The sequence below is a fragment of the Actinomadura coerulea genome (assembly GCF_014208105.1).
GTDB classification, from domain to species: domain Bacteria; phylum Actinomycetota; class Actinomycetes; order Streptosporangiales; family Streptosporangiaceae; genus Spirillospora; species Spirillospora coerulea.
Genome location: NZ_JACHMQ010000001.1, coordinates 1944905 through 1962832, shown reverse-complemented (window position 1 = coordinate 1962832; position 17928 = coordinate 1944905). Strand labels below are relative to the sequence as shown.

The following is a 17928-nucleotide window of genomic DNA, read 5'->3' as shown; positions in this document are numbered from 1 at the left end:
GCACACGTCCGACCTGGCAGAAGGAGGTGGCGCTCTGCGCGCCCCTGCCCAACTCGCACTCAACCAGATCACCAAGCGCTACGGAACCCGCGCCGTCCTGGACCGGGTCTCGCTCACCGTCAGGCCGGGCGAGCGGCTCGGCGTGATCGGCGACAACGGGTCCGGGAAGTCCACGCTGCTCAAGCTCATGGCGGGTGCCGAGCTCCCGGACGACGGCGAGGTCGTGGCCGTCGCGCCCGGCGGGGTCGGTTACCTGCCGCAGTCGCTCGCGCTGCCGCCGGACGCCACCGTCGCCGACGCCGTCGACCTGGCGATGGCGGACCTGCGCGACCTCCAAGCCCGGATGCGCGCCGCCGAACGCTCGCTCGGCTCGGCGGGCGCGCCTGACCCGGCGGACCTGGACGCCTATGCGGAACTGGTCGCGGAGTTCGAGGCGCGTGGCGGCTACGAGGCCGACCACCGCGTGGAGCTCGCGCTGCACGGGCTCGGGCTGCCCGGGCTCGACCGGAGCCGCCCGCTGGGCACGCTCTCCGGCGGCGAGCGCTCCAGGCTCGCCCTCGCCGCCACGCTGGCGTCCTCCCCCGAGCTCCTGCTGCTCGACGAGCCGACCAACGACCTGGACGACCAGGCCGTGGACTGGCTCGAACGGCGCCTGCGCGCCCACCGGGGCACGGTCGTGGCGATCACGCACGACCGGACGTTCCTGGACCGGGTGACCACCGCCGTCGTCGAGGTGGACGGCGGGCAGGTGCGCCGCTACGGCGACGGGTACGCCGGCTTCCTCGCAGCCAAGGCCGCCGAACGCGCCGCGCTGGCGAGGGCCCACGAGGAATGGAGGACGGAGCTGGACCGCCATGCCGCGCTGGTGGCCGCCAACGCGGGCCGGCTCGCCACGATCCCGCGCAAGGTGGCCAAGGCGGGCATGGGCACCGGCGCCTGGCGGGCGCGCTCGCGCACCCACGGGGCCGCCGGGCGCGTCCGGCAGTCCCGGCAGCGGCTGCGGTGGCTCCTCGACCACCCCGCGGCCCCGCCCCCCGAGCCGCTGCGCTTCACCGCCGTCCCCGCCGCCGCGGGCGCCGCCGGGGAGGAGGTGGCCGCGCTCGACGGCGTGGTGGTGCCGGGACGGCTCCGCCTGGAGTCCCTGACCGTCCGCGCCGGTGAGCGGCTCCTCGTCACCGGCCCGAACGGAGCCGGCAAGACCACCCTGATGCGGGTCCTCTCCGGAGAACTGCGCCCGGACGCGGGCGAGGTGCGCCGGTCCGGGCGGGTCGGGTTCCTCCGGCAGGACGGACCGGTCGGCGCGGGGCATCGCACCGTGTTGCAGGCCTATGCGCACGGACGTCCGGGCAGTCCCGACGAGACGCGGACGCCCTGCTGTCCTTGGGCCTGTTCCGGTCGTCGGACTTGGGCCTCCGCCTCGGGGAGCTGTCCCCTGGGCAGCGGCGCCGGGTCGAGCTGGCGCGGCTGGTGAGCGAGCCTGTGGACCTGATCCTGCTCGACGAGCCGACCAACCACCTGTCGCCCATGCTCACGGAGCAGCTGGAGGAGGCGCTGGCGTCCTACCAGGGGGCGCTGGTGGTGGTCACGCACGACCGGCGCCTGCGCGCCGCGTTCACCGGTGCCCGCCTCGAACTGGCCGGAGGGCGGAGGGTGTCACCGGCCGGTTAGGCCGTGCCGGACGATCGCGAGCAGGCGGCGGACCCGGGCGGCGTCGGTGCAGGAGGTGGCGATGGCGTGGGCGAGCGTCAGCACCTCGGTCACGGCGAGGTCCCCGCGGACCGCGCCCTCCCGCTGCGCTCGCGTCAGGAGCGTCTCCGCGGCGGAGGTCAGGGCGGCGTGCCAGCGCGCGAACAGCTCGGTGCGCCGCGCGTCGTCGCCGCCCGCGCCGGCGAAGGCCGGGGCCCGTCCGGTCGCGACCTGGACGGCGAAGGCCTCCAGCCAGGTGTGGAGCGCCTCCCCGGCGTCGGCCTCCGCCGACAGCGCGGCCCCCCGGTCGCACAGCGCGGCGACCTCGTCGGCGTAGACGGCGGCGAGCAGGTCGTCGCGCGTCGGGAAGTGCCGGTAGAGGGTCGCGTTGCCGACGCCCGCGCGCTTGGCGATCTCGTCCAGGGGCGCGCCGGGGCCCCGCTCCTCGAACAGCTCCCCGGCGGCCGCGGTGAGCAGCCGCGCGTTGCGCTCGGCGTCGGCGCGGCGCGCCCGGCCGGAGGCGGCGGTCATCGCGGCTCCCTGGTTGTCGAACGGGGATGTCCCCGGTTAGCCTAGCGGGGCCACTAAACGGGGACGTCCCCGTTTTGTCCGGCCGGGACCGAGGAGGAGCGATGGCGTTCACCGCCGACGACCGCACCACGATCACCCAGTTGATCTCCATGCACGGCCACCTGTGCGACAGCGGGGACCTGGACCGGCTGGAGGATCTGTTCACCCCCGACGTCGTCTACGACGTCTCCGACTTCGGGCAGGAGCCCCTGCGCGGGGTGGCGGCCTGCGTAGCCGCCGCGCGTGCGCTGGGCGAGCTCAACCCCGTCGGGCACCACGTCACCAACATCGTCCTCGCCGAGCCGGAGGCCGCGGGCGACCGCGTGCAAGCGCGCTCCAAGGGGCTCGGCGTCAACGCCGACGGCACCGTCGGCAGCGTGACCTACGAGGACACCGTCGTCCGCACGCCGCAGGGCTGGCGGATCAGCCACCGGACGGTCCGCGCGCACCGCACTCCCCTGGGCGGCCGCCTGTGACGCGCCGGCGGGCCACGACCGCCGCGGCGATCGGCCCTCCCGGGGGAACAGGACCTCCACGACGGCAATGGGGATGAGCGCGATCCCCCGCCGTCCTTGCATCGGGTGGGTGACGGTCCGGCTCAGTTGGCGGAAGTCGACCCGACGCCGATGTCGTCCAGCTTGGACAGGTCCTCATCAGAGAGGGAGAGGCCCGCGCCGGCGATGTTCTCGCGCAGGTGTGCCGTCGACGACGTCCCGGGGATGAGCAGGATGTTCGGTGATCGCCGCAGCAGCCAGGCCAGTGCGACGGACATCGGTGTCGTCTCCAGTCGGGCGGCGACCGCCGAGAGCGCCGAGGACTGGAGCGGAGTGAAGCCTCCGAGGGGGAAGAAGGGCACGTACGCGACGCCGTCGGCGGCGAGCCGGTCGATGAGCGTGTCGTCGTGGCGGTGGGCGAGGTTGTACATGTTCTGCACGCACACGATCGGCGCGATGCTCCGCGCCTCGGCGACCTGCTCCTCGGTGGCGTTGCTGACCCCGAGTTGGCGGATGAGGCCCGCCCGCTGGAGTTCGACGAGCGCCCCGAAGGCCTCGGCGAGCGAGCCGGGCCGGGGGCCTTCGGCGTCGCCGAGCCGGAGGTTGACCACGTCGAGTACGTCGAGCCTGAGGGACCTGAGGTTGTCGTGGACCTGGCGGCGCAGCTCTTCGGGCCGCCGGGCGGGAGGCCAGCCGCCCTGCTCGTCGCGGGTCGCGCCCACCTTTGTCACGATGTGCAGCGCCTCGGGATAGGGGTGCAGAGCCTCGCGGATCAACTCGTTGGTGACCCGCGGCCCGTAGGCGTCGCTGGTGTCGATGTGGGTGATCCCGAGGTCGGCCGCTTCACGCAGAACCGCCAGGGCGCCCTCGCGGTCGGTGGGCGGCCCCATGACCCACGGGCCGGCCAGTCGCATGGCGCCGTAACCGAACCGGGTGACGGCCAGGTCACCGAGAGGCCAGGTGCCGCCGGGAAGGGTGAGGGAGGGTGTGCTCATGTCGATGCCTTTCGTGCACGTGGAGCGGCGCCTGCCGCCTCCTCACGACAGCATCGGAGAGGAACTCTCCAGCGGGAAGTAGGTACTTTGAAGTGCGTAACCCACCCATCGGCGAGAAGGGCGATCAGTGACGACGATGAGGGCGGCCCAGAAGAGGGCGCAGGCCAAGGTGGAGTACAACGCGTTCCTGGCGGGGTGCCCCAGCCGGAAGTTGCTCGACCGGATCTCGGACAAGTGGGTCGTCCTGATCCTGTGTGCGCTGGGTGGCGACAGCGGCCCTGGCCGGCCCGACGGAGAACACTCAGACGTTCCGAAAGCGATGCGTTACTCCGAGATCTCTCGTCACGTGGCCGGGGTCAGCCAGAAGATGCTGACCCAGACGCTGCGGTCGCTGGAGCGCGATGGTCTGCTCACCCGTACCGTCACGCCGACCGTCCCCGTCACCGTCTCCTACGAACTGACCGACCTCGGCCTCTCGCTCCACCACATGACGCGCGGGCTCAGAGCATGGGCGCAGACGCACATGACCCAGGTCCTCGCCAACCGCGAGGGCTACGACACTCCCCCATCCTGACGGCCGCCTCTCCTCGTCGGCACCGCACGCGCTCGGCGCGCCGTCCGGTCCTGCTCTTTTGCCGGAACCGCAAGCTTCCGTGCCGTATCGCGGCGCACCTGCCGAAACTGGTGGCAGGCCCACCGCGGGCCTGCCACCCGGCGAAGAGGGAGACCACCGTGCCCAGCACCACGCGCCGCGCCCGCCGCCGCGACACCCCGCCGCCCCGCACCGGAGGCGGCGAGGCCGAGACCCTGCGCGGCTTCCTCGACTACCTGCGGACCTCCGTCGCCGCGAAGGTCGAGGGCGCGCCCGAGCCGCAGGTGCGGGCGGCCGCGGTGCCCTCGGGCACGAACCTGCTCGGCCTGCTCAACCACCTGACCTTCGTCGAACGGTCGATGTTCCTCGGAGAGGAGGTCGCCGACTGGCAGGCGACGTTCCATGCCGCGGCCTCGGACGGCGTGGAGGAGGTCGTGGCCCGCTACCGGGAGGCGGTCGAGCGTGCGAACGAGGTGCTCGACGGCTGCGCCGATCTCGGCGCGCCCGTCCCCCGGCCGGGACGTCCCGCGCCCAGCGTCCGCTGGGCGCTGGCCCACATGATCGAGGAGACCGGCCGGCACGCGGGCCACGCCGACATCCTTCGCGAGCAGATCGACGGCGCGACCGGGCGCTGACGTGCCGCCGGCGTCATCGCGCCAGGGTTCGCCTCACAACGACGGCCCGGAGACGCTCAGCATCCCCGTCCACACGCGGTCTGTTTCGATGCAGCGCCGTGCCGGAGCCGTGGATCGCGACCTACTCGGCCGCTGTCCGCTCCCGAACTGACAGCCACTCACGCCAGCAATCCTCAGGCGAGATGTCGGGGTACCCCCGGGCCCCCTCAAGGCCGCTCGCGATGCTGAGCGGGACGGTCATGCACACCGCGTCGTCGCGGATGGCGAGCACCTCCGCTTCCGTCAGCGGCGCGTTCTTCTCCTGCTCAGCCGCGCGCAGGAGCACCACGAGGGCCGGCATGAAGACGGTGCGAAGAGGTTCGTCGCGGGACATCTGTTCTCCAGATCGGTCAGGTCGCGTCTCAGGCATGCCCCCGGCGCAGCAGCTCGTCTCACGCGCAGCAACGGTAGCCCTGCGGTCGGGGCGGGCACACCGTGAACTCAAATACGGCAATGTATCCGGATACCGTCATGTATCTTGGTGGCATGGCACGGGAGACGCGCGCCGAGCGCCGGCAGCGCACGCGTGAGGAGCTGGTGGCGTCGGCGATGCGGTTGTTCGCCGAGCGCGGCGTCGCCTCGACCTCGGTCGAGGCGATCGCGGAGACGGCCGGGTACAGCCGAGGCGCCTACCACAGCAACTTCGAGACCAGGGAGGAGATCCTCGACGCCGTCGTCGCCCAGGTGGTCGGGACTCTGGGGCCGGAACTGGTCGCCGTGCTGCGCGGTGAGGGCGGTGTCCTGGACCGGCTCGCGGCCTATGTCCGCGAGTTCCTCCAGTACTGCGCGCGGCGGCCGGTGGAGACGCGCGCCCTGGTCGCGGTCGTCGCGCACCGCGCCGCGGCGGCGGCCGACGTCTACGACGAGCTCGTGGCGGCGTCGCTCACCGACGTCGTCGCGCTGCTGGAGGAGGGGCAGCGCACCGGCGAGCTGCGCCGCTTCGACCTCGTCATGATGGCGTCGATGTTCCGCCGCACCCTCGACGCCGAAGGGCTTCGGGTCGCGCACGGCGCTCCCGTGGACGCGGTCAGCGACGAGCTGGTCGCCACGTTCTGCCGAGCGACGCGCTCGGCCCCCTGATCGAGAGGCTGAAGTCATGCCCGTGCGGACATTCCGCGAGATGGTGCTCCGTGAACGTCCCGCCGGTGGCATCACCCCTGGCACGTTCGCTGAGCGGCGCAGCCCCATGCCGGTACTCGACGACGGCGAGGCCCTGGTCGAGGTCGTCTGGCTGGGCATCGACGCCACTCAGCGCACGTGGCTCAACCCTGACGCCACCTATATCGCCCCGGTCGGGATCGGCGAGGTGATGCGCGGCAGCGGCGTCGGGCGTGTGGTGGCCTCCCGGAACCCGGCGCTGCCGGAAGGGCAGTGGGTCTACGGCGTCCTGGGGTGGCGGGAGTACGTCGTGGCGCGCGAGGGGGGCCTGTTCGGGGTCAACCCGGTGCCGGAGGGCATCGATCCGCGCCACATGCTCACCGTCTTCGGCGTGAGCGGGCTGACGGCGTTCGTCGGGATGACCGCTGTCCTGGACGTCACCGAGAAGGACACCGTGCTGGTCACCGGCGCGGCGGGCAGCGTCGGTTCCCTGGCCGGTCAGATGGCGCGGCTTCTCGGCGCGCGGGTGATCGGCACCGCCGGCTCGGCCGAGAAGGTCGCCTGGGTGAGGGACGTCGCGAAGTTCGACGCCTGTGTCGACTACCGCGCCGACAATGTCCCGGACGCGTTGCGCGAGTTCGCGCCCGACGGGCTCACCGCCGTCTTCGACAACGTGGGCGGCACGCTGCTGGAGAACGCGCTCGACCGGCTCGCTCTCCATGCGCGCATCGCGCTGTGCGGGTCGATCTCGTCCGGGTACACGGCCGCGGGTTACGGCGCGGGCCCCGCCAACTACATGCAGCTCGCGTTCCGGCGGGCGCGCATGGAGGGGTTCGTGTTCCTCGACCATCAAGCCCTTTTCCCCCAAGCGCTCTCTCGTCTCGCCGGCTGGGTGTCGGCGGGCGACCTGCGCTGGGCCGAGGACGTCATCGACGGCCTCCCCAATGCCCCCGCCGCGTTGCAGCGCCTCTTCGACGGCGCCAACCTCGGCAAGCAGTTGGTCAGGGTGAACGCGGCCGAACCGAAGGCGGACTGAATGAGCGAAGTCAAGGACGTACTCCAGCAGCAGCTCGCCACCGCGTGGGCACTGCTCGACTACCACGTGCAGCAGTGGCGCGATGACGACCTGTTCTGGGAACCGGCCCCGTCGCACTGGACCATGCACCAGGTCGAGGGCGGCTGGGCTCCGGACTTCGCCGACGTGGAGCCCACTCCCGTCCCGGCCCCCACGGTCGCCTGGCTGACCTGGCACATCGGCTGGTGGTGGTCCACGGCACTCGCTCATCTGCAGCAGACCGACGTCCCCGCGCGCGAAGACGTCGGCTGGCCGGGCACCTGCGCCTCGATCACCGAATGGCTGGGAGAGATCCACGAGGCATGGCGGACGGCGCTGTCGGCCACCGACCGCCTCGACGACCGATCGGCCTTCCCCTGGCCGGAGGAGGCAGGCCGCACCGTCGCCGACATGTGCGCGTGGGTGAACGTCGAGCTCACGAAGAACGTCGCCGAGATCGGCCAGCTCCTGATCCTTCGGCGTGCGGCACCGGCCGGCAGTTGAGGGCCGCGAGGAGGTGGGCGACGTGCTCGTTGAGGGTGGCCTGGTCGGCCGCCTCGATGAGTAAGGCGCCGTGGGGTGCGGAGGGCCAGGGCACCAGGGCCCACCAGCGGCCTGTCGCCCTGCCGTACCAGGTGACGACGCGGGAGCGGCGCGGTGTGGGCAGGGCACTCCCCCGGTGACCGGAGGTCATGCCCGTCCAGTCGAGAGGCCCGGCCGCCGTGTTCATGGCGCGACCGTCCGCAGGACGTGGACGATGCGGTCTGCCGCACCGACGATGTCGTCGGCGGGTCCGGCTTCCTGGCCCCACGTCCACCAGAATGCGCGCCCGTCACAGGTGATGGCGTCGGTGAGGCGGGGCGCGTCCGGGTTGGTGACCGTGAGGGCCCCGGCGCGCAGGGCCGTCCGCCATCCGCGCGCGTCGAGTTCGGCAGCAAGCCACCCAAGTGCGTTCGTCGCATCCATGACCACAGAAAGTAAGTGACATGAAACCCTGTGTGTTCACCCGTGTGAACTCGTCTTGCGGTGGGTCAGTGGAGCAGGCCCATGCGGGCGGCCATGCCGCGCAGTTCGCGCCCCTGGGAAGCGACGCGGGCCTGTTCCAGCATGACGGCGATCGACTCGCGGATCTTGGGGTCGTTGCGGAATCTCTGGGGTGCCGCCTCCTCGCTGCGTTCGAACCATCCGATCGCTTCGTCTCTGTGACGTGGATCGCGCGCCATGCCGCGTCCCACGTCGGCGAGGAAACACGTCTTGCGACCTGGGTGGGCTTCGAGCTTGCGCACGTCGACCGCGCCTGCGAGTTCGGCTATCTCCCGGCCGCCCTTGCCCGCCTCGACACCGACCGTGATGTACCAGATGGCGACGTTGGTGCGGCCGAACGCCTGCCAGTTGCCCTCAAGGTCGTCGGGGACGTGGCCGGACAGGGCGCGCGCCTCCCGTAGCCAGTGCTCGGCGGACTGGAGGTCCCTGCTCGCGGCCGATGCCAGCGCGGCGTTGAGGGTGAGCATGCCGAGCACTTGCCTGCCCGCCTGATCCTTGACGTGGGGTTCGAGGCGGTTCGCCGCGCGCTCGGCCATTCCCTTCACCCGGTGCCAGTTGCTTGCGTTCGGGCGCACGAGTGAGAAGGCGGCCTTGCCGCGCGCGATGGGGTCGTCCAGCAGGACGGCGGTCTCGTCGGCGCGCATCGCCGCGACATGACCCAGGTCGGGGTGCCTCAGGGCCCTGGCCATACCCGCGGCGCACATGTACGCCTCGACGAGCGTCTCCAGAGCAAGGCGCTGCGTGGGTTCGTCGGCCGACTCGCTGACGTGCCAGTGCAGTTCATCGATCAGGTCGGGGAGGGCCTCCCCCACCCCGACGTAGTCGTATCTGCGGCGGTGCTGCTCGATGGGGCCGTTCATCAGCGCAGCGAGGGCGGGGACCGGCCGTGCCCGCTCGACGGCCGGTCCCTGGTGGAAGCCGTTGGTCTCCAGGGCCGTGCGTAGTGCCGGGATGTAGGTGTGCGGCCGGGATTGAACCGGGTCGGGGCCGAGGTGGGGGCCGCCGACGAGGTCGGTTTCGGAGACGCGGAGGGCGTCGGCGAGGGCGGCGATGTGGGAGCGGCGGTCGAGGCTGCGCTGCCCGCGTTCGGCCATGGACAGGAAGGATTTGGATAAGCCCGCCTGCCCGGCGAGCTGGTCGAGGGTCATGCCGCGCCAGCGGCGCAGGGCGCGCAGTCGGGCGCCGATGGTGGTCTCCTGGTGCATCGCCGCACCTCCTCGTGAGGCTCCCGACCTCCAGGCTACGGCCCGCCACCGGCGTGCGGTGGTGTTTCAGGGGCGGGTGCCGGCGAGCAGGCGTTTGCGGTCGGGGGTGTAGTGCCACCAGGGGCGGGCGGGCTTTCCTTCGGCCTGGTCGACGGCGGACATGACGGTGTCGAGCAGGCAGGGGTCGAGGCGGCGGCCGTGGGCGGCCGACATCCGCTCGTAGAGCTCGACGGGGTCCTGGCCTCGGAGTTGGGCGATGGCGGTGACGCCGATGCGGTCGAAGTAGGCGGCGACGGCCGGTCCCACGTTGGCCAGTTCGGACAGTTCGCTGCTCATGGGCCCACCGTAGGCACGGCGGGGCGGGGCGGTCTTGTTGGAATCGGTCAGGGGACGGCGAGGTCGAGGGCGGTGAGCCGGGCGGGGTCGGCGATCATCTCGTAGGCGGTGACGCGGCCGTCGTGGACGGTGACGGCGAGGGCGAGCAGGAGTCGGCCGTGGGGGGCGACGACGGCGCCGAGCGTCCCGTCGACGAGGGCGGGTGCGGCGTATGCGGCGCGGCGGCCGAACAGCCGCATCTCGCGGGCTACGGGGCCGGCGCCGCGCAGGACGGCGGGGCGGCCGGGGGTGAGGGCGGCGTGGTCGGCACGGCGGACGACGTCGGGGGCCAGCACGGCGAGGAGGGCGTCGAGGTCGCCGCTGCGGGCGGCGGCGAGGAACGCCTCGACGACGCGGCGCTGTTCGGCGCGTTCGGGTGACGGTGGGGCGGCGGCGCCGCGGACGCGCTGGCGGGCGCGGCTGGCGAGTTTCTTGGCGGTGGCCGGGGTGCGCTCGACGATGGGGGCGATCTGGTCGAACGGGACGGCGAACACGTCGTGCAGGACGAGGGCGACGCGTTCGGCGGGGCCGAGGGTGTCCAGGACGACGAGCATGGCGCGGCCGACCGATTCGATGAGGACGGTCTCGGTCTCGGGGTCGCCGTCGTCGGGCTGGACGGGCGAGTGCCATCCGTAGGGCTCCTCGCGCCGGGAGGTGCGGGCGCGGAGCATGTCGAGGCAGATGCGGGCCACGACGGTGCGCAGCCAGGCCTCCAGGTCGTCGATCCCGGCGGGGCCGTGGCGGGTGAGCCGCAGCCAGGCCTCCTGGACGGCGTCGTCGGTCTCGCCGGGGTTGCCGAGCATCCGGTAGGCCACCGCGCGCAGGTTCGCGCGGTGCGCCTCGAAATGTTCGGCGAGCTGGTCGTGCATCGGTCACCTTTCCTTGCCGTGGTCCGTCTGCTTCGTGGAATCCGGGAGACGACGACGGCGGGGAGACAGATGATCCGACATGACGAGGGTAGCGAGCCGGGCGGGCAGCCGCTGCTGCGGCCGGTGGCGCTCGGGGACCTGGAGCTGCCGAACCGGGTGGTGATGGCCCCGTTGACGCGGGCGCGGGCGTCGGTGCCCGGTCTCGAGCCGACGGACCTGCACGCCGTCCACTACGGGCAGCGCGCCACGGCCGGGCTGATCGTCGCCGAGGGCGCGTGGGTCGGCGAGGGGGCGATCGGGTTCCCCGGCGTCCCCGGTATCTACCGGGAGCGGCAGGTGGAGGGGTGGCGCCGCGTCACCGGTCTCGTCCACGCGCTGGGCGGGCGGATCGTGCTGCAGTTGTGGCACGCGGGCGCCCATTCCCATCCCGTCCACCGGGGCGGGGCGCGGCCCGCGGGGCCGTCGGCGGTCGATCCGGGCGAGGTGTGCTGGACGGCGGCGGGCCCCAGGGCGACGGTGACGCCCCGGGAGATGTCGCGCGCGGAGATCGAGGAGACGGTCGCCGGGTACGGGGCGGCGTCCGCGCGGGCGCGGCGGGCGGGGTTCGACGGGGTGGAGGTCGCCGCGAACGGCACGTTCCTGATCGCGCAGTTCCTGAACCCGCGCCTGAACCGCCGCGCCGACGGCTACGGCGCCGATCGGGGCCGCCTGCTGCTGGAGGTCGTGGACGCGGTGGCGGCGGAGTGGGACGGCCGCCGCGCCGGGGTGAGGCTGTCGCCGTACTGGACGGTGCGCGACACCTCCCCCGGCGCGCGCCGCGCCGACTATCCCTACACCGCCGGCGAGGCGGCGCTCGCCGCCTACGACGCCGTGGTGGCGGAGCTGAGCACCCGTCCCCTGGCCTACCTGCATCTGCGCGGGCGGGCCCTGCCGGGGCCGGGGGCGGTGCCGGACTTCGACGAGTTCGCCCGCTACCGCAAGCTGTTCGGCGGGGCCCTGGTCGCCAATCACGGGTTCGGGCGGGAGTCGGGGAACGCGGTGGTCGAGGCGGGGATCGCCGACGCGGTGTCGTTCGGGCGGCCGTTCATCGCCAATCCCGATCTGGTCGCCCGGTTCGCGCTGGGCCTCGCCGTGGCGGGCGTTGACGAGAGCACCCGCTACGGCGGCGGCGCGCGCGGCTACGTCGACTATCCGGTCTGGGCGGGGTCCTAGGCGCCGGGTCCGGGGGGTGTGACGAACTCGGGCTGGTCCAGGACGCGCAGCCAGCTGCCGTCGGGCTGGCGGCGGACGACCTGCGCGCGGGCGCCCGCCCCGTCCCTGGGCGGGGTGGAGGTGAGGGCGAGGTCGCCGCTGATCAGGGTGGGCAGCGGCTCCTCGGGCGTGAAGCGGGGGCCCGCGGCCAGGACCTTCTCCCACAGTTCGCGGATGGCCTGGCGCCCCACGGTCTGGGAGCCGGGCGGGTAGGCCAGTACCGCGTCCTCCTCGTAGAGGGCGGCGACGCCGGCCGCGTCGCCGGCGTTGGAGCGTTCGACGAACAGGCGGGTGATGTCCTCCGGCCGCATGGCCTTCGCGTACTGCGTCATGGCTTCCCCCCGGGGTCGCTGGTGCTGTCTGCCACCTCCCATGGTGGTCCCCCATGGGCGAGAAGTCCAAGAGATGCTTCTTCTACGATCTAGAAGTGTCGCTTATGCGGGTTGGAAGAGTTCGACCAGGTTCCCGGCGGGGTCGGCGATCAGGATCTGGCGGCCGCCGGGGCCGGTGACCAGGTCGCTGCGGAAGGTCAGGCCAGCGCCGCGCAGCCGGGAGATCTCGGCGTCGAGGTCATCGACGCGCAGGTGAATGCGGTTGCCTCCGGGGACGGCGGCGTCCGCGGGGGTGGCGCGGGCGCCCGAGCTGGCCGGTCCCGACAGCAGGAGGCGCAGCGGGCCTCGCACGACGTCGGCGAACGCGGGCGCCGCGTCGTGGTTGAGGGTGAAGCCGAGGTGGGCGGTGTAGAAGTCGACGGCGGCCTGGACGTCGTCGACGAGGTAGCGGACGCCTGCGTGCGTTCCGGGTCCGGTCATGGGTTCTCCTCCGTCATCTGCGCGGGCTTCGGTGTCTGGGCGAGGAGGGGCAGCAGGTGGCGCACGCGCGCGTCGAGGTCGGCCGCCACCCGGTGGAAGGCCGCGGGGCCGTCCGGCGCCGCGGCCGGGTCGGGGGTGCTCCAGTGGGCGTGCCGCGCGTCGCCGAGGTCGGGGAAGGTTTCGCGGGCCTTGTCGCAGAGGGTGATGACGCGGTCGAAGCGGCGGCGCAGGGCGTCCAGGGGGCGGGGCCGCCGCGCGGAGATGTCGATGCCGTACCGCTCGCGCAGGACCTGGACGGCGCCGGGGTGCATCTCGGTCTTGGGGCGGGTGCCGGCGCTGGCGGCGGTGACGCGGCCGCCGGTGTGGTGGCGCAGCAGGGCTTCGGCGATCGGTGAGCGCGCGCTGTTGCCCGTGCACACGAACAGCACCGCCGGGGCCGCCGGGTGCTGCGGACCGTCCGGCGGGAGAGGTGGCGCGGGCGTGCACAGCAGTGCGGGGTGCAGGGCGGTTCCGGCTTCGGCGAGGGCGCGGGCGCAGCGATTTAGGTCGAGGCGATAGTAGGTGTCGCGGCCGTCGTGGCTGCTGCGGACGGCGGTGACCAGGCCGCCGTCGCGCAGCAGCCGCAGGTGGTAGGAGACGAGGTTCTGCGGCGCGGCGGACAGCCCGGTGAGCTCGCGGACGCGCAGGTCGCCGTCGGCGAGCGCGGTCAGCAGCCGCCAGCGCAGCGGGTGGGCGGCCAGTCGCACGAACGCCGGGGCGGCTTGACTCGGTGACGCCATGCCCGGACGATACATCAAATGAGTTTGATGGAATAGCGGGTGGGGGTGGGCGATGGCGTTCCGGCGCCGGAACCGGGGCGGGCCTTCGGCGGCCGCGCCCGGGACGGCCGGGCCCGGGGCGGGCGCGGAGCCCGCCGGGGGCGACCGGCTGGCGCGGCGGCTGGGCACCGGGGACGCGGTGCTGATCGGGCTCGGGTCGATGGTCGGGGCGGGGGTGTTCGCCGTGTTCGGGCCCGCGGCGCGGGTGGCGGGCACGGGGCTGCTGGTGGGGCTGGTGGTCGCGGCGGTGGTCGCGTACTGCAACGCGGTCGCCTCGGCGCAGCTGGCGGCGGTGTATCCGACGTCCGGCGGCACCTACGTGTACGGCCGCGAGCGCCTGGGCCCGTGGTGGGGGTTCGCGGCGGGCTGGGGGTTCGTGGTCGGCAAGACGGCCTCGTGCGCGGCGATGGCGCTGACCTTCGCCTCCTATGCGGTGCCGGGTCCGGAGTGGGTCCGCCGCGCGGTCGCGGTGGCGGCGGTGGTGGCGCTGGCGTCGTTGAACTACCGGGGCGTGACCAGGACGGCGCTGCTGACGCGGGTGCTGGTGGTGGCCAGCCTGGCGGCGCTGGCCGTGGTGGTGGCGGGGATAGCGGCGGGCGGGCATGCGAGTACGGCGAACCTGGGCGGGTGGGCGGCGGTGGGCGAGGGCGGCGTGTACGGCGTCCTGCAGGCCGCGGGGCTGCTGTTCTTCGCCTTCGCCGGTTACGCCCGTATCGCGACGATGGGCGAGGAGGTCCGGGACCCGGCGCGCACGATTCCCCGGGCGATCCCGGTGGCGCTGTTCGTCGCGGTGGCGGTGTACCTGGCGGTGGGGGCGGCGGCGCTGCTGGCGGCGGGTCCGGGGGTTCTGGCGAACGCGGCCGCGCCGCTGGCGGCCGCGGTGCGGGCGGCGGGGGCCGGGGGGCTGGCGCCGGTGGTGCGGGCGGGCGCGGCGCTGGCGTCGCTGGGCGCGCTGCTGGCGCTGATCGCGGGGATCGGCCGGACGGCGCTGGCCATGGCGCGCAACCGCGATCTGCCGGGGTGGCTGGCGGCCGTGCATCCCCGGCACCGGGTGCCGCACCACGCCGAGGTCGCGGTGGCGGCCGTGGTGTGCGCCCTGGTGGCGGCGGCGGACCTGCGGGGGGTGATCGGGTTCTCCTCGTTCGGCGTGCTGGTGTACTACGCGGTGGCCAACGCGAGCGCGTTCACCCAGCCGGCGGCCGACCGCCGCTGGCCGCGGGCGCTCAACGTGCTCGGCGCCGCGGGGTGCGTGGTGCTGGTGGCGGCGCTGCCGTGGACGTCGGTGCTGGCGGGGGCGGCGATGTTCGCCGCGGGGCTGGGCGGCCGGTGGCTGGTGCTTCGGCGGCGTGCACAATGCCGGGTATGAGTGAGGTTTTCGCGCATCGGTTGCGGGTCCGGTACAGCGAGTGCGATCAGCAGGGCGTGGTGTTCAACGGCCACTACCTGTTCTTCTACGACGTGGCGCTGACGGAGATGTGGCGGGCGCTGTTCGGCGACTGGGCGCGGATGGTGGAGCAGGGCTACGACCTGGTGGTGGCCGAGGCGCGGATCCGGTTCCGGGAGGGCGCTCGGTTCGACGATGTGCTGGAGGTGTCGATGCCGGTGGCGCGGCTGGGGACGACGAGCATGATCGTGCGGCCGGTGTTCCGGGTGGCGGGGCGGCTCATCGCCGACGGGGAGGTGCGGCACGTGTTCATCGACCCGGCGTCGAAGGCCAAGAAGGAGATGCCGCCGCAGGTGAGGTCGGTTCTGGAGCCTTACCTGGACGGATCGGCGGGACAGGCGGCCGGCGCCTCGTCAGCTCCACAATCGCCTTGACGATGTATCGAGCATCGCGCGTTTTCCCGGATTTGGAATCGGGTTTCGGCCTGACGCGCCCGGCACAGTTCCCGCGGTTCTGATTCAACCGGGCGCCGCGCCCCGGGGGCAACCCCTTTTTCTCAGGAAACGCCCCCTGGAGGGTGTCAGCGGGCGAACAGGGACGCGTAGGCGGTGCGGTCGCCGTCGGTGACGATCTGCCTGGCCAGGTGGGGCCGGTGACGGTGGACAGCCGCAGGTCGAGGGAGCGCTACTCCTCTGTATAGAGGGACGATGGCCACGCCGGTGTCGGCGACGCGGGTCAGTTTGAGGCCGGTGCGGGGCGGCACGAAGCCGGGGCGGGCGGGCCCGGAGATCGGGACCATGGTGAGCGCGCCGGCCCGCTGGGGGGTGCCGAGGCGGTGTCCGGCGAGGCTGAGGTGGCCGGTTCAGGCGGCGATGCGGGCGGTGAGGGTGTCGGCCTGCCGGTCGAGGGCGTCCAGGCGGTCGTGCAGGGCGGCGCGCAGCCAGGGGGCGCCGGCGTCGCAGTGCCCGAACATCCAGGGCAGCAGTTCGGCGAAGTCGTCCTGGTGCCAGAAGCCGCGCTGCGGCAGGGACGGGGCGGGACGGCGCAGGGTCAGGTCGTCGCTGTCGGTGAACTGGGAGTGGCAGAACACCACGGGTGTGGTGACGCCGGCGTGCGGCAGGCTCGTTATGACTCTGGCCAGGTCGCCGGGGAAGACGTTCTCGTAGCCGTCGGAGACGACGGCGACCAGGTCGGGTTCGGTGCCCAGGGCGTCCAGGACGCCGGTGGCGAGGTCGGTGGCGCCGCGCGGGGCGCTTTCGTCGCCGCCGGTCTCGATGACCTCCAGGCGGGCGCACACCTGTGCCAGGACCATGCGCAGCGCGGCGGCCTGGGACAGGACGGCCCATTCGCGGTCGCCGTAGCCGCGCATGGAGGCCGAGGTGTCCAGGACCAGGGCGAGGGTGCCGGTGAAGCGGGGGAACGCCGCGGCGGCGGCGCCGACGTAGCGGCCGAGGGCGGTGTGGAGGTCTTCGGCGGGCCCGCCCCGGTACAGGTGGACGAGGGTGGCGGCGATGTCGCCGCGGTTGGTGGCGGTGATGGTGGCGGGCCGCCGGCGGACGACGTCGACGGGCAGCACGGGCCTGTCCACCGCGGCTGTTCCGTCCGCCGCGTTTCCCCCGGTGGTGTGGCCGGGGTCGTAGAGGGCGCGGACGCGGTCGTGCGCGGCGGCGGGGTCGGTGAGGAAGCGCAGCAGGCGCCGCTGGAGGTACTCCGAGGCGGTGTCGCCGCCGGCGATGCGGCCGGCGCAGCCGCGGGCGGTGGCGGTGCCGAGGGCGTGCTCGAAGCAGTCGCGCAGGGCGGGGCGGCGCGCGGCGATGAGGGCGTCGGCGGCGGGGTGCTCCAGGACGAACCGCAGCGCGGCGCGGGTGGTGTGCTTGTGGTTGGCGCGCAGCCGCCGCAGGGCGAGCAGGACGGTGATGACGTGGGCGGGCGGCAGGCCCAGGGTCAGGACGCGGGCGACGCGGGCCTGCACGGCGCGGGCGCCGTCGTCCAGGCCGGCCTGGGAGGCGGCCAGGATCTGCAGCAGCACGCGGGCGCGCTGCCAGGGCCGCACGCCGGGGGCCAGGCCGAGCAGGGCGTAGCCCTCGGGGTCGCCGGTGTGCGCGGCGCGGTGCAGGTCCGCGTCGTCCCAGCGCAGGTGGGCGCCCCGGGGCAGGGTCAGGGCGGTGTCGTGGTGGTGCAGGTGGGCAAGGAGCGTGGGGGTGTCCATGGTTGTCGGCCTCCGCAACCCTGGAGTCTAGGAATGATCTGCGGTGGGTCGACACTCATTTTCCGGTGGCCGGGGCCTGGCCGCCGGGGCCGGGCGCCGGGTCGGGGGGCGCGGGGGCGGGTGCGGCGGCGTAGCGGCCGAGGCCGTGTTCGAGCAGGTCGAAGGCGCGGGCGGCGGCGGCGTAGACGTCCTCGGCCATCTCCTGCAGGGTCTCCCCCGCGCTCTTGCGGTCGGCGATCTGCTCGACGAGCGTGTTCTGCACGGCGAAGATCATCGCGGCGGCGGCGCGGGGGGCGATGTCGTCGGGGCCGGCGCCGGTGGCCTCGGCGAGCAGGTCGGCGAGGCGGTCCTGGGCCCGGCGGCCGATCTCGCGCTGGCGGGCCATGAGGGCGGGGCTGTCGCGGACGGTGCGGGTCCAGACCTCCGAGCCCTCGTGGAAGGCGGTCTGGTAGGCGCGGGCGTCCAGGCCCTCGAAGAAGCGGCGGCGGAACAGCGCCACGGCGCCCTCGCCGGGGCGGCGGTCGCGGAAGTCGCGCCCGGCGGCCTCGATGACCTCGTCCTGCCGGTCGAAGAACAGGTCTTCCTTGGTCCGGAAGTAGTTGAAGACGGTGTTGACCGACACGTCGGCGGTGCGGGCGACGTCGGCGATGGTGACGTTGTCGAACCCGCGGGTCATGAACAGGCCGGTGGCGATGTCGGCGATGCGGCGCCGCGTCTCGCGCTTCTTGCGTTCCCGCAGCCCCAGTTCCGGCTCGGCGCCGGGGACGTGGTCCTCACCCATGCACGGAAATATACCTT

At 73.5% G+C, this 17928-nt stretch carries 22 protein-coding genes and 1 pseudogene; 10 read left to right on the top strand and 13 right to left on the bottom strand.

The genetic code is table 11. From position 1 onward, the window contains the following. Positions 1-34: 34 nt before the first annotated feature. Positions 35-1668: pseudogene (locus BKA00_RS09035) on the top strand (TlrC/CarA/OleB/SrmB family ABC-F type ribosomal protection protein). Here BKA00_RS09035 and BKA00_RS09030 read toward each other — a convergent pair. Continuing rightward, positions 1654-2217, bottom strand: a complete 564-nt coding sequence (locus BKA00_RS09030) for a TetR/AcrR family transcriptional regulator (RefSeq protein WP_185024489.1) — start codon at positions 2215-2217, stop codon at positions 1654-1656. The pseudogene BKA00_RS09035 and the gene BKA00_RS09030 overlap by 15 nt on opposite strands. Positions 2218-2318: 101 nt before the next feature. Here BKA00_RS09030 and BKA00_RS09025 point away from each other — a divergent pair, with 101 nt between their 5' ends. Then, positions 2319-2732: a nuclear transport factor 2 family protein gene (locus BKA00_RS09025; protein ID WP_185024488.1), complete on the top strand. Its 414-nt coding sequence runs from the start codon at positions 2319-2321 to the stop codon at positions 2730-2732. Positions 2733-2854: 122 nt separating this feature from the next. On the opposite strand, the gene BKA00_RS09020 is transcribed toward BKA00_RS09025, so the two are convergent. After that, positions 2855-3745: an aldo/keto reductase family oxidoreductase gene (locus tag BKA00_RS09020; RefSeq protein ID WP_185024487.1), complete on the bottom strand. Its 891-nt coding sequence runs from the start codon at positions 3743-3745 to the stop codon at positions 2855-2857. Between the two features lie 319 nt (positions 3746-4064). On the opposite strand from BKA00_RS09020, the gene BKA00_RS40335 reads away from it, so the two are divergent. Together BKA00_RS40335 and BKA00_RS09010 are read left to right on the top strand one after the other, a co-directional pair. Further along, positions 4065-4319 (top strand): winged helix-turn-helix transcriptional regulator, encoded by a 255-nt coding sequence (locus tag BKA00_RS40335; protein ID WP_338072106.1) that lies wholly within the window; start codon positions 4065-4067, stop codon positions 4317-4319. A gap of 158 nt (positions 4320-4477) precedes the next feature. Beyond that, positions 4478-4972 (top strand): DinB family protein, encoded by a 495-nt coding sequence (locus BKA00_RS09010; RefSeq protein ID WP_185024485.1) that lies wholly within the window; start codon positions 4478-4480, stop codon positions 4970-4972. Positions 4973-5093: 121 nt separating this feature from the next. Here BKA00_RS09010 and BKA00_RS09005 read toward each other — a convergent pair whose 3' ends face one another. Then, on the bottom strand, positions 5094-5345 hold the full coding sequence (locus tag BKA00_RS09005) for a hypothetical protein (RefSeq protein ID WP_185024484.1): 252 nt from the start codon (positions 5343-5345) through the stop codon (positions 5094-5096). A 152-nt stretch (positions 5346-5497) separates the two neighbouring features. Between BKA00_RS09005 and BKA00_RS09000 the strand changes: the two genes are divergently transcribed. The 3 genes from BKA00_RS09000 to BKA00_RS08990 are packed head-to-tail and all read left to right on the top strand — an operon-like array spanning position 5498 to position 7667. Then, positions 5498-6091, top strand: coding sequence for a TetR/AcrR family transcriptional regulator (locus BKA00_RS09000; protein WP_185024483.1), 594 nt, complete (start codon positions 5498-5500; stop codon positions 6089-6091). 16 nt (positions 6092-6107) lie between these two features. Further along, complete coding sequence (locus BKA00_RS08995) at positions 6108-7145, top strand: NADP-dependent oxidoreductase (protein ID WP_185024482.1); 1038 nt, start codon at positions 6108-6110, stop codon at positions 7143-7145. Next, a complete protein-coding gene (locus tag BKA00_RS08990) occupies positions 7146-7667 on the top strand; it encodes a DinB family protein (RefSeq protein ID WP_185024481.1) in 522 nt (173 codons plus the stop codon). It abuts the gene before it with no gap. A gap of 222 nt (positions 7668-7889) precedes the next feature. Here BKA00_RS08990 and BKA00_RS08985 read toward each other — a convergent pair whose 3' ends face one another. From BKA00_RS08985 to BKA00_RS08970, 4 genes are all read right to left on the bottom strand, one after another. After that, a complete protein-coding gene (locus BKA00_RS08985) occupies positions 7890-8129 on the bottom strand; it encodes a hypothetical protein (protein ID WP_185024480.1) in 240 nt (79 codons plus the stop codon). 65 nt (positions 8130-8194) lie between these two features. After that, complete coding sequence (locus BKA00_RS08980; protein WP_185024479.1) at positions 8195-9412, bottom strand: helix-turn-helix domain-containing protein; 1218 nt, start codon at positions 9410-9412, stop codon at positions 8195-8197. A gap of 66 nt (positions 9413-9478) precedes the next feature. Further along, complete coding sequence (locus BKA00_RS08975) at positions 9479-9748, bottom strand: helix-hairpin-helix domain-containing protein (protein WP_185024478.1); 270 nt, start codon at positions 9746-9748, stop codon at positions 9479-9481. 47 nt (positions 9749-9795) lie between these two features. Beyond that, on the bottom strand, positions 9796-10656 hold the full coding sequence (locus BKA00_RS08970) for a sigma-70 family RNA polymerase sigma factor (RefSeq protein WP_185024477.1): 861 nt from the start codon (positions 10654-10656) through the stop codon (positions 9796-9798). 69 nt (positions 10657-10725) lie between these two features. Between BKA00_RS08970 and BKA00_RS08965 the strand changes: the two genes are divergently transcribed. Then, positions 10726-11868 (top strand): oxidoreductase, encoded by a 1143-nt coding sequence (locus BKA00_RS08965; RefSeq protein ID WP_185024476.1) that lies wholly within the window; start codon positions 10726-10728, stop codon positions 11866-11868. Here the strand turns inward: BKA00_RS08965 and BKA00_RS08960 are convergent. The 3 genes from BKA00_RS08960 to BKA00_RS08950 all read right to left on the bottom strand — a co-directional run bounded on the left by BKA00_RS08960 (position 11865) and on the right by BKA00_RS08950 (position 13498). Next, positions 11865-12239 (bottom strand): YybH family protein, encoded by a 375-nt coding sequence (locus BKA00_RS08960; RefSeq protein ID WP_185024475.1) that lies wholly within the window; start codon positions 12237-12239, stop codon positions 11865-11867. The two genes, BKA00_RS08965 and BKA00_RS08960, sit on opposite strands and share 4 nt — an antisense overlap. A gap of 102 nt (positions 12240-12341) precedes the next feature. Beyond that, positions 12342-12719 (bottom strand): VOC family protein, encoded by a 378-nt coding sequence (locus BKA00_RS08955; RefSeq protein WP_185024474.1) that lies wholly within the window; start codon positions 12717-12719, stop codon positions 12342-12344. After that, entirely contained in the window at positions 12716-13498 is a 783-nt protein-coding gene (locus tag BKA00_RS08950; protein ID WP_185024473.1) for an arsenate reductase/protein-tyrosine-phosphatase family protein, read from the bottom strand. The genes BKA00_RS08955 and BKA00_RS08950 overlap by 4 nt, the downstream gene beginning before the upstream one ends. A gap of 52 nt (positions 13499-13550) precedes the next feature. Between BKA00_RS08950 and BKA00_RS08945 the strand changes: the two genes are divergently transcribed. After that, the gene (locus BKA00_RS08945; RefSeq protein ID WP_185024472.1) at positions 13551-14903 is read left to right on the top strand and encodes an APC family permease; all 1353 of its coding nucleotides are present in this window, start codon (positions 13551-13553) and stop codon (positions 14901-14903) included. After that, positions 14900-15355 carry an acyl-CoA thioesterase gene (locus tag BKA00_RS08940; RefSeq protein ID WP_185024471.1) on the top strand — a complete coding sequence of 152 codons (456 nt, stop codon included), beginning with the start codon at positions 14900-14902 and terminating at the stop codon, positions 15353-15355. Before BKA00_RS08945 ends, BKA00_RS08940 begins: the two co-directional genes overlap by 4 nt. A 146-nt stretch (positions 15356-15501) precedes the next feature. On the opposite strand, the gene BKA00_RS08935 is transcribed toward BKA00_RS08940, so the two are convergent. From BKA00_RS08935 to BKA00_RS08925, 3 genes are all read right to left on the bottom strand, one after another. Further along, positions 15502-15720, bottom strand: coding sequence for a hypothetical protein (locus BKA00_RS08935; protein ID WP_185024470.1), 219 nt, complete (start codon positions 15718-15720; stop codon positions 15502-15504). A 63-nt stretch (positions 15721-15783) separates the two neighbouring features. Beyond that, complete coding sequence (locus tag BKA00_RS08930; protein WP_185024469.1) at positions 15784-17130, bottom strand: VWA domain-containing protein; 1347 nt, start codon at positions 17128-17130, stop codon at positions 15784-15786. Positions 17131-17185: 55 nt separating this feature from the next. Then, entirely contained in the window at positions 17186-17911 is a 726-nt protein-coding gene (locus BKA00_RS08925) for a TetR/AcrR family transcriptional regulator (RefSeq protein ID WP_185024468.1), read from the bottom strand. Positions 17912-17928: the final 17 nt, after the last annotated feature.

What these genes read in the sequence shown, in the direction of transcription:
- BKA00_RS09030 (WP_185024489.1), bottom strand. Translation starts at nt 2,217, where the DNA reads ATGACCGCCGCCTCCGGCCGGGCGCGCCGCGCCGACGCCGAGCGCAAC.
- BKA00_RS09025 (WP_185024488.1), top strand. Translation starts at nt 2,319, where the DNA reads ATGGCGTTCACCGCCGACGACCGCACCACGATCACCCAGTTGATCTCC.
- BKA00_RS09020 (WP_185024487.1), bottom strand. Translation starts at nt 3,745, where the DNA reads ATGAGCACACCCTCCCTCACCCTTCCCGGCGGCACCTGGCCTCTCGGT.
- BKA00_RS40335 (WP_338072106.1), top strand. Translation starts at nt 4,065, where the DNA reads ATGCGTTACTCCGAGATCTCTCGTCACGTGGCCGGGGTCAGCCAGAAG.
- BKA00_RS09005 (WP_185024484.1), bottom strand. Translation starts at nt 5,345, where the DNA reads ATGTCCCGCGACGAACCTCTTCGCACCGTCTTCATGCCGGCCCTCGTG.
- BKA00_RS09000 (WP_185024483.1), top strand. Translation starts at nt 5,498, where the DNA reads ATGGCACGGGAGACGCGCGCCGAGCGCCGGCAGCGCACGCGTGAGGAG.
- BKA00_RS08995 (WP_185024482.1), top strand. Translation starts at nt 6,108, where the DNA reads ATGCCCGTGCGGACATTCCGCGAGATGGTGCTCCGTGAACGTCCCGCC.
- BKA00_RS08990 (WP_185024481.1), top strand. Translation starts at nt 7,146, where the DNA reads ATGAGCGAAGTCAAGGACGTACTCCAGCAGCAGCTCGCCACCGCGTGG.
- BKA00_RS08985 (WP_185024480.1), bottom strand. Translation starts at nt 8,129, where the DNA reads ATGGATGCGACGAACGCACTTGGGTGGCTTGCTGCCGAACTCGACGCG.
- BKA00_RS08980 (WP_185024479.1), bottom strand. Translation starts at nt 9,412, where the DNA reads ATGCACCAGGAGACCACCATCGGCGCCCGACTGCGCGCCCTGCGCCGC.
- BKA00_RS08975 (WP_185024478.1), bottom strand. Translation starts at nt 9,748, where the DNA reads ATGAGCAGCGAACTGTCCGAACTGGCCAACGTGGGACCGGCCGTCGCC.
- BKA00_RS08970 (WP_185024477.1), bottom strand. Translation starts at nt 10,656, where the DNA reads ATGCACGACCAGCTCGCCGAACATTTCGAGGCGCACCGCGCGAACCTG.
- BKA00_RS08965 (WP_185024476.1), top strand. Translation starts at nt 10,726, where the DNA reads ATGATCCGACATGACGAGGGTAGCGAGCCGGGCGGGCAGCCGCTGCTG.
- BKA00_RS08960 (WP_185024475.1), bottom strand. Translation starts at nt 12,239, where the DNA reads ATGACGCAGTACGCGAAGGCCATGCGGCCGGAGGACATCACCCGCCTG.
- BKA00_RS08955 (WP_185024474.1), bottom strand. Translation starts at nt 12,719, where the DNA reads ATGACCGGACCCGGAACGCACGCAGGCGTCCGCTACCTCGTCGACGAC.
- BKA00_RS08950 (WP_185024473.1), bottom strand. Translation starts at nt 13,498, where the DNA reads ATGGCGTCACCGAGTCAAGCCGCCCCGGCGTTCGTGCGACTGGCCGCC.
- BKA00_RS08945 (WP_185024472.1), top strand. Translation starts at nt 13,551, where the DNA reads ATGGCGTTCCGGCGCCGGAACCGGGGCGGGCCTTCGGCGGCCGCGCCC.
- BKA00_RS08940 (WP_185024471.1), top strand. Translation starts at nt 14,900, where the DNA reads ATGAGTGAGGTTTTCGCGCATCGGTTGCGGGTCCGGTACAGCGAGTGC.
- BKA00_RS08935 (WP_185024470.1), bottom strand. Translation starts at nt 15,720, where the DNA reads ATGGTCCCGATCTCCGGGCCCGCCCGCCCCGGCTTCGTGCCGCCCCGC.
- BKA00_RS08930 (WP_185024469.1), bottom strand. Translation starts at nt 17,130, where the DNA reads ATGGACACCCCCACGCTCCTTGCCCACCTGCACCACCACGACACCGCC.
- BKA00_RS08925 (WP_185024468.1), bottom strand. Translation starts at nt 17,911, where the DNA reads ATGGGTGAGGACCACGTCCCCGGCGCCGAGCCGGAACTGGGGCTGCGG.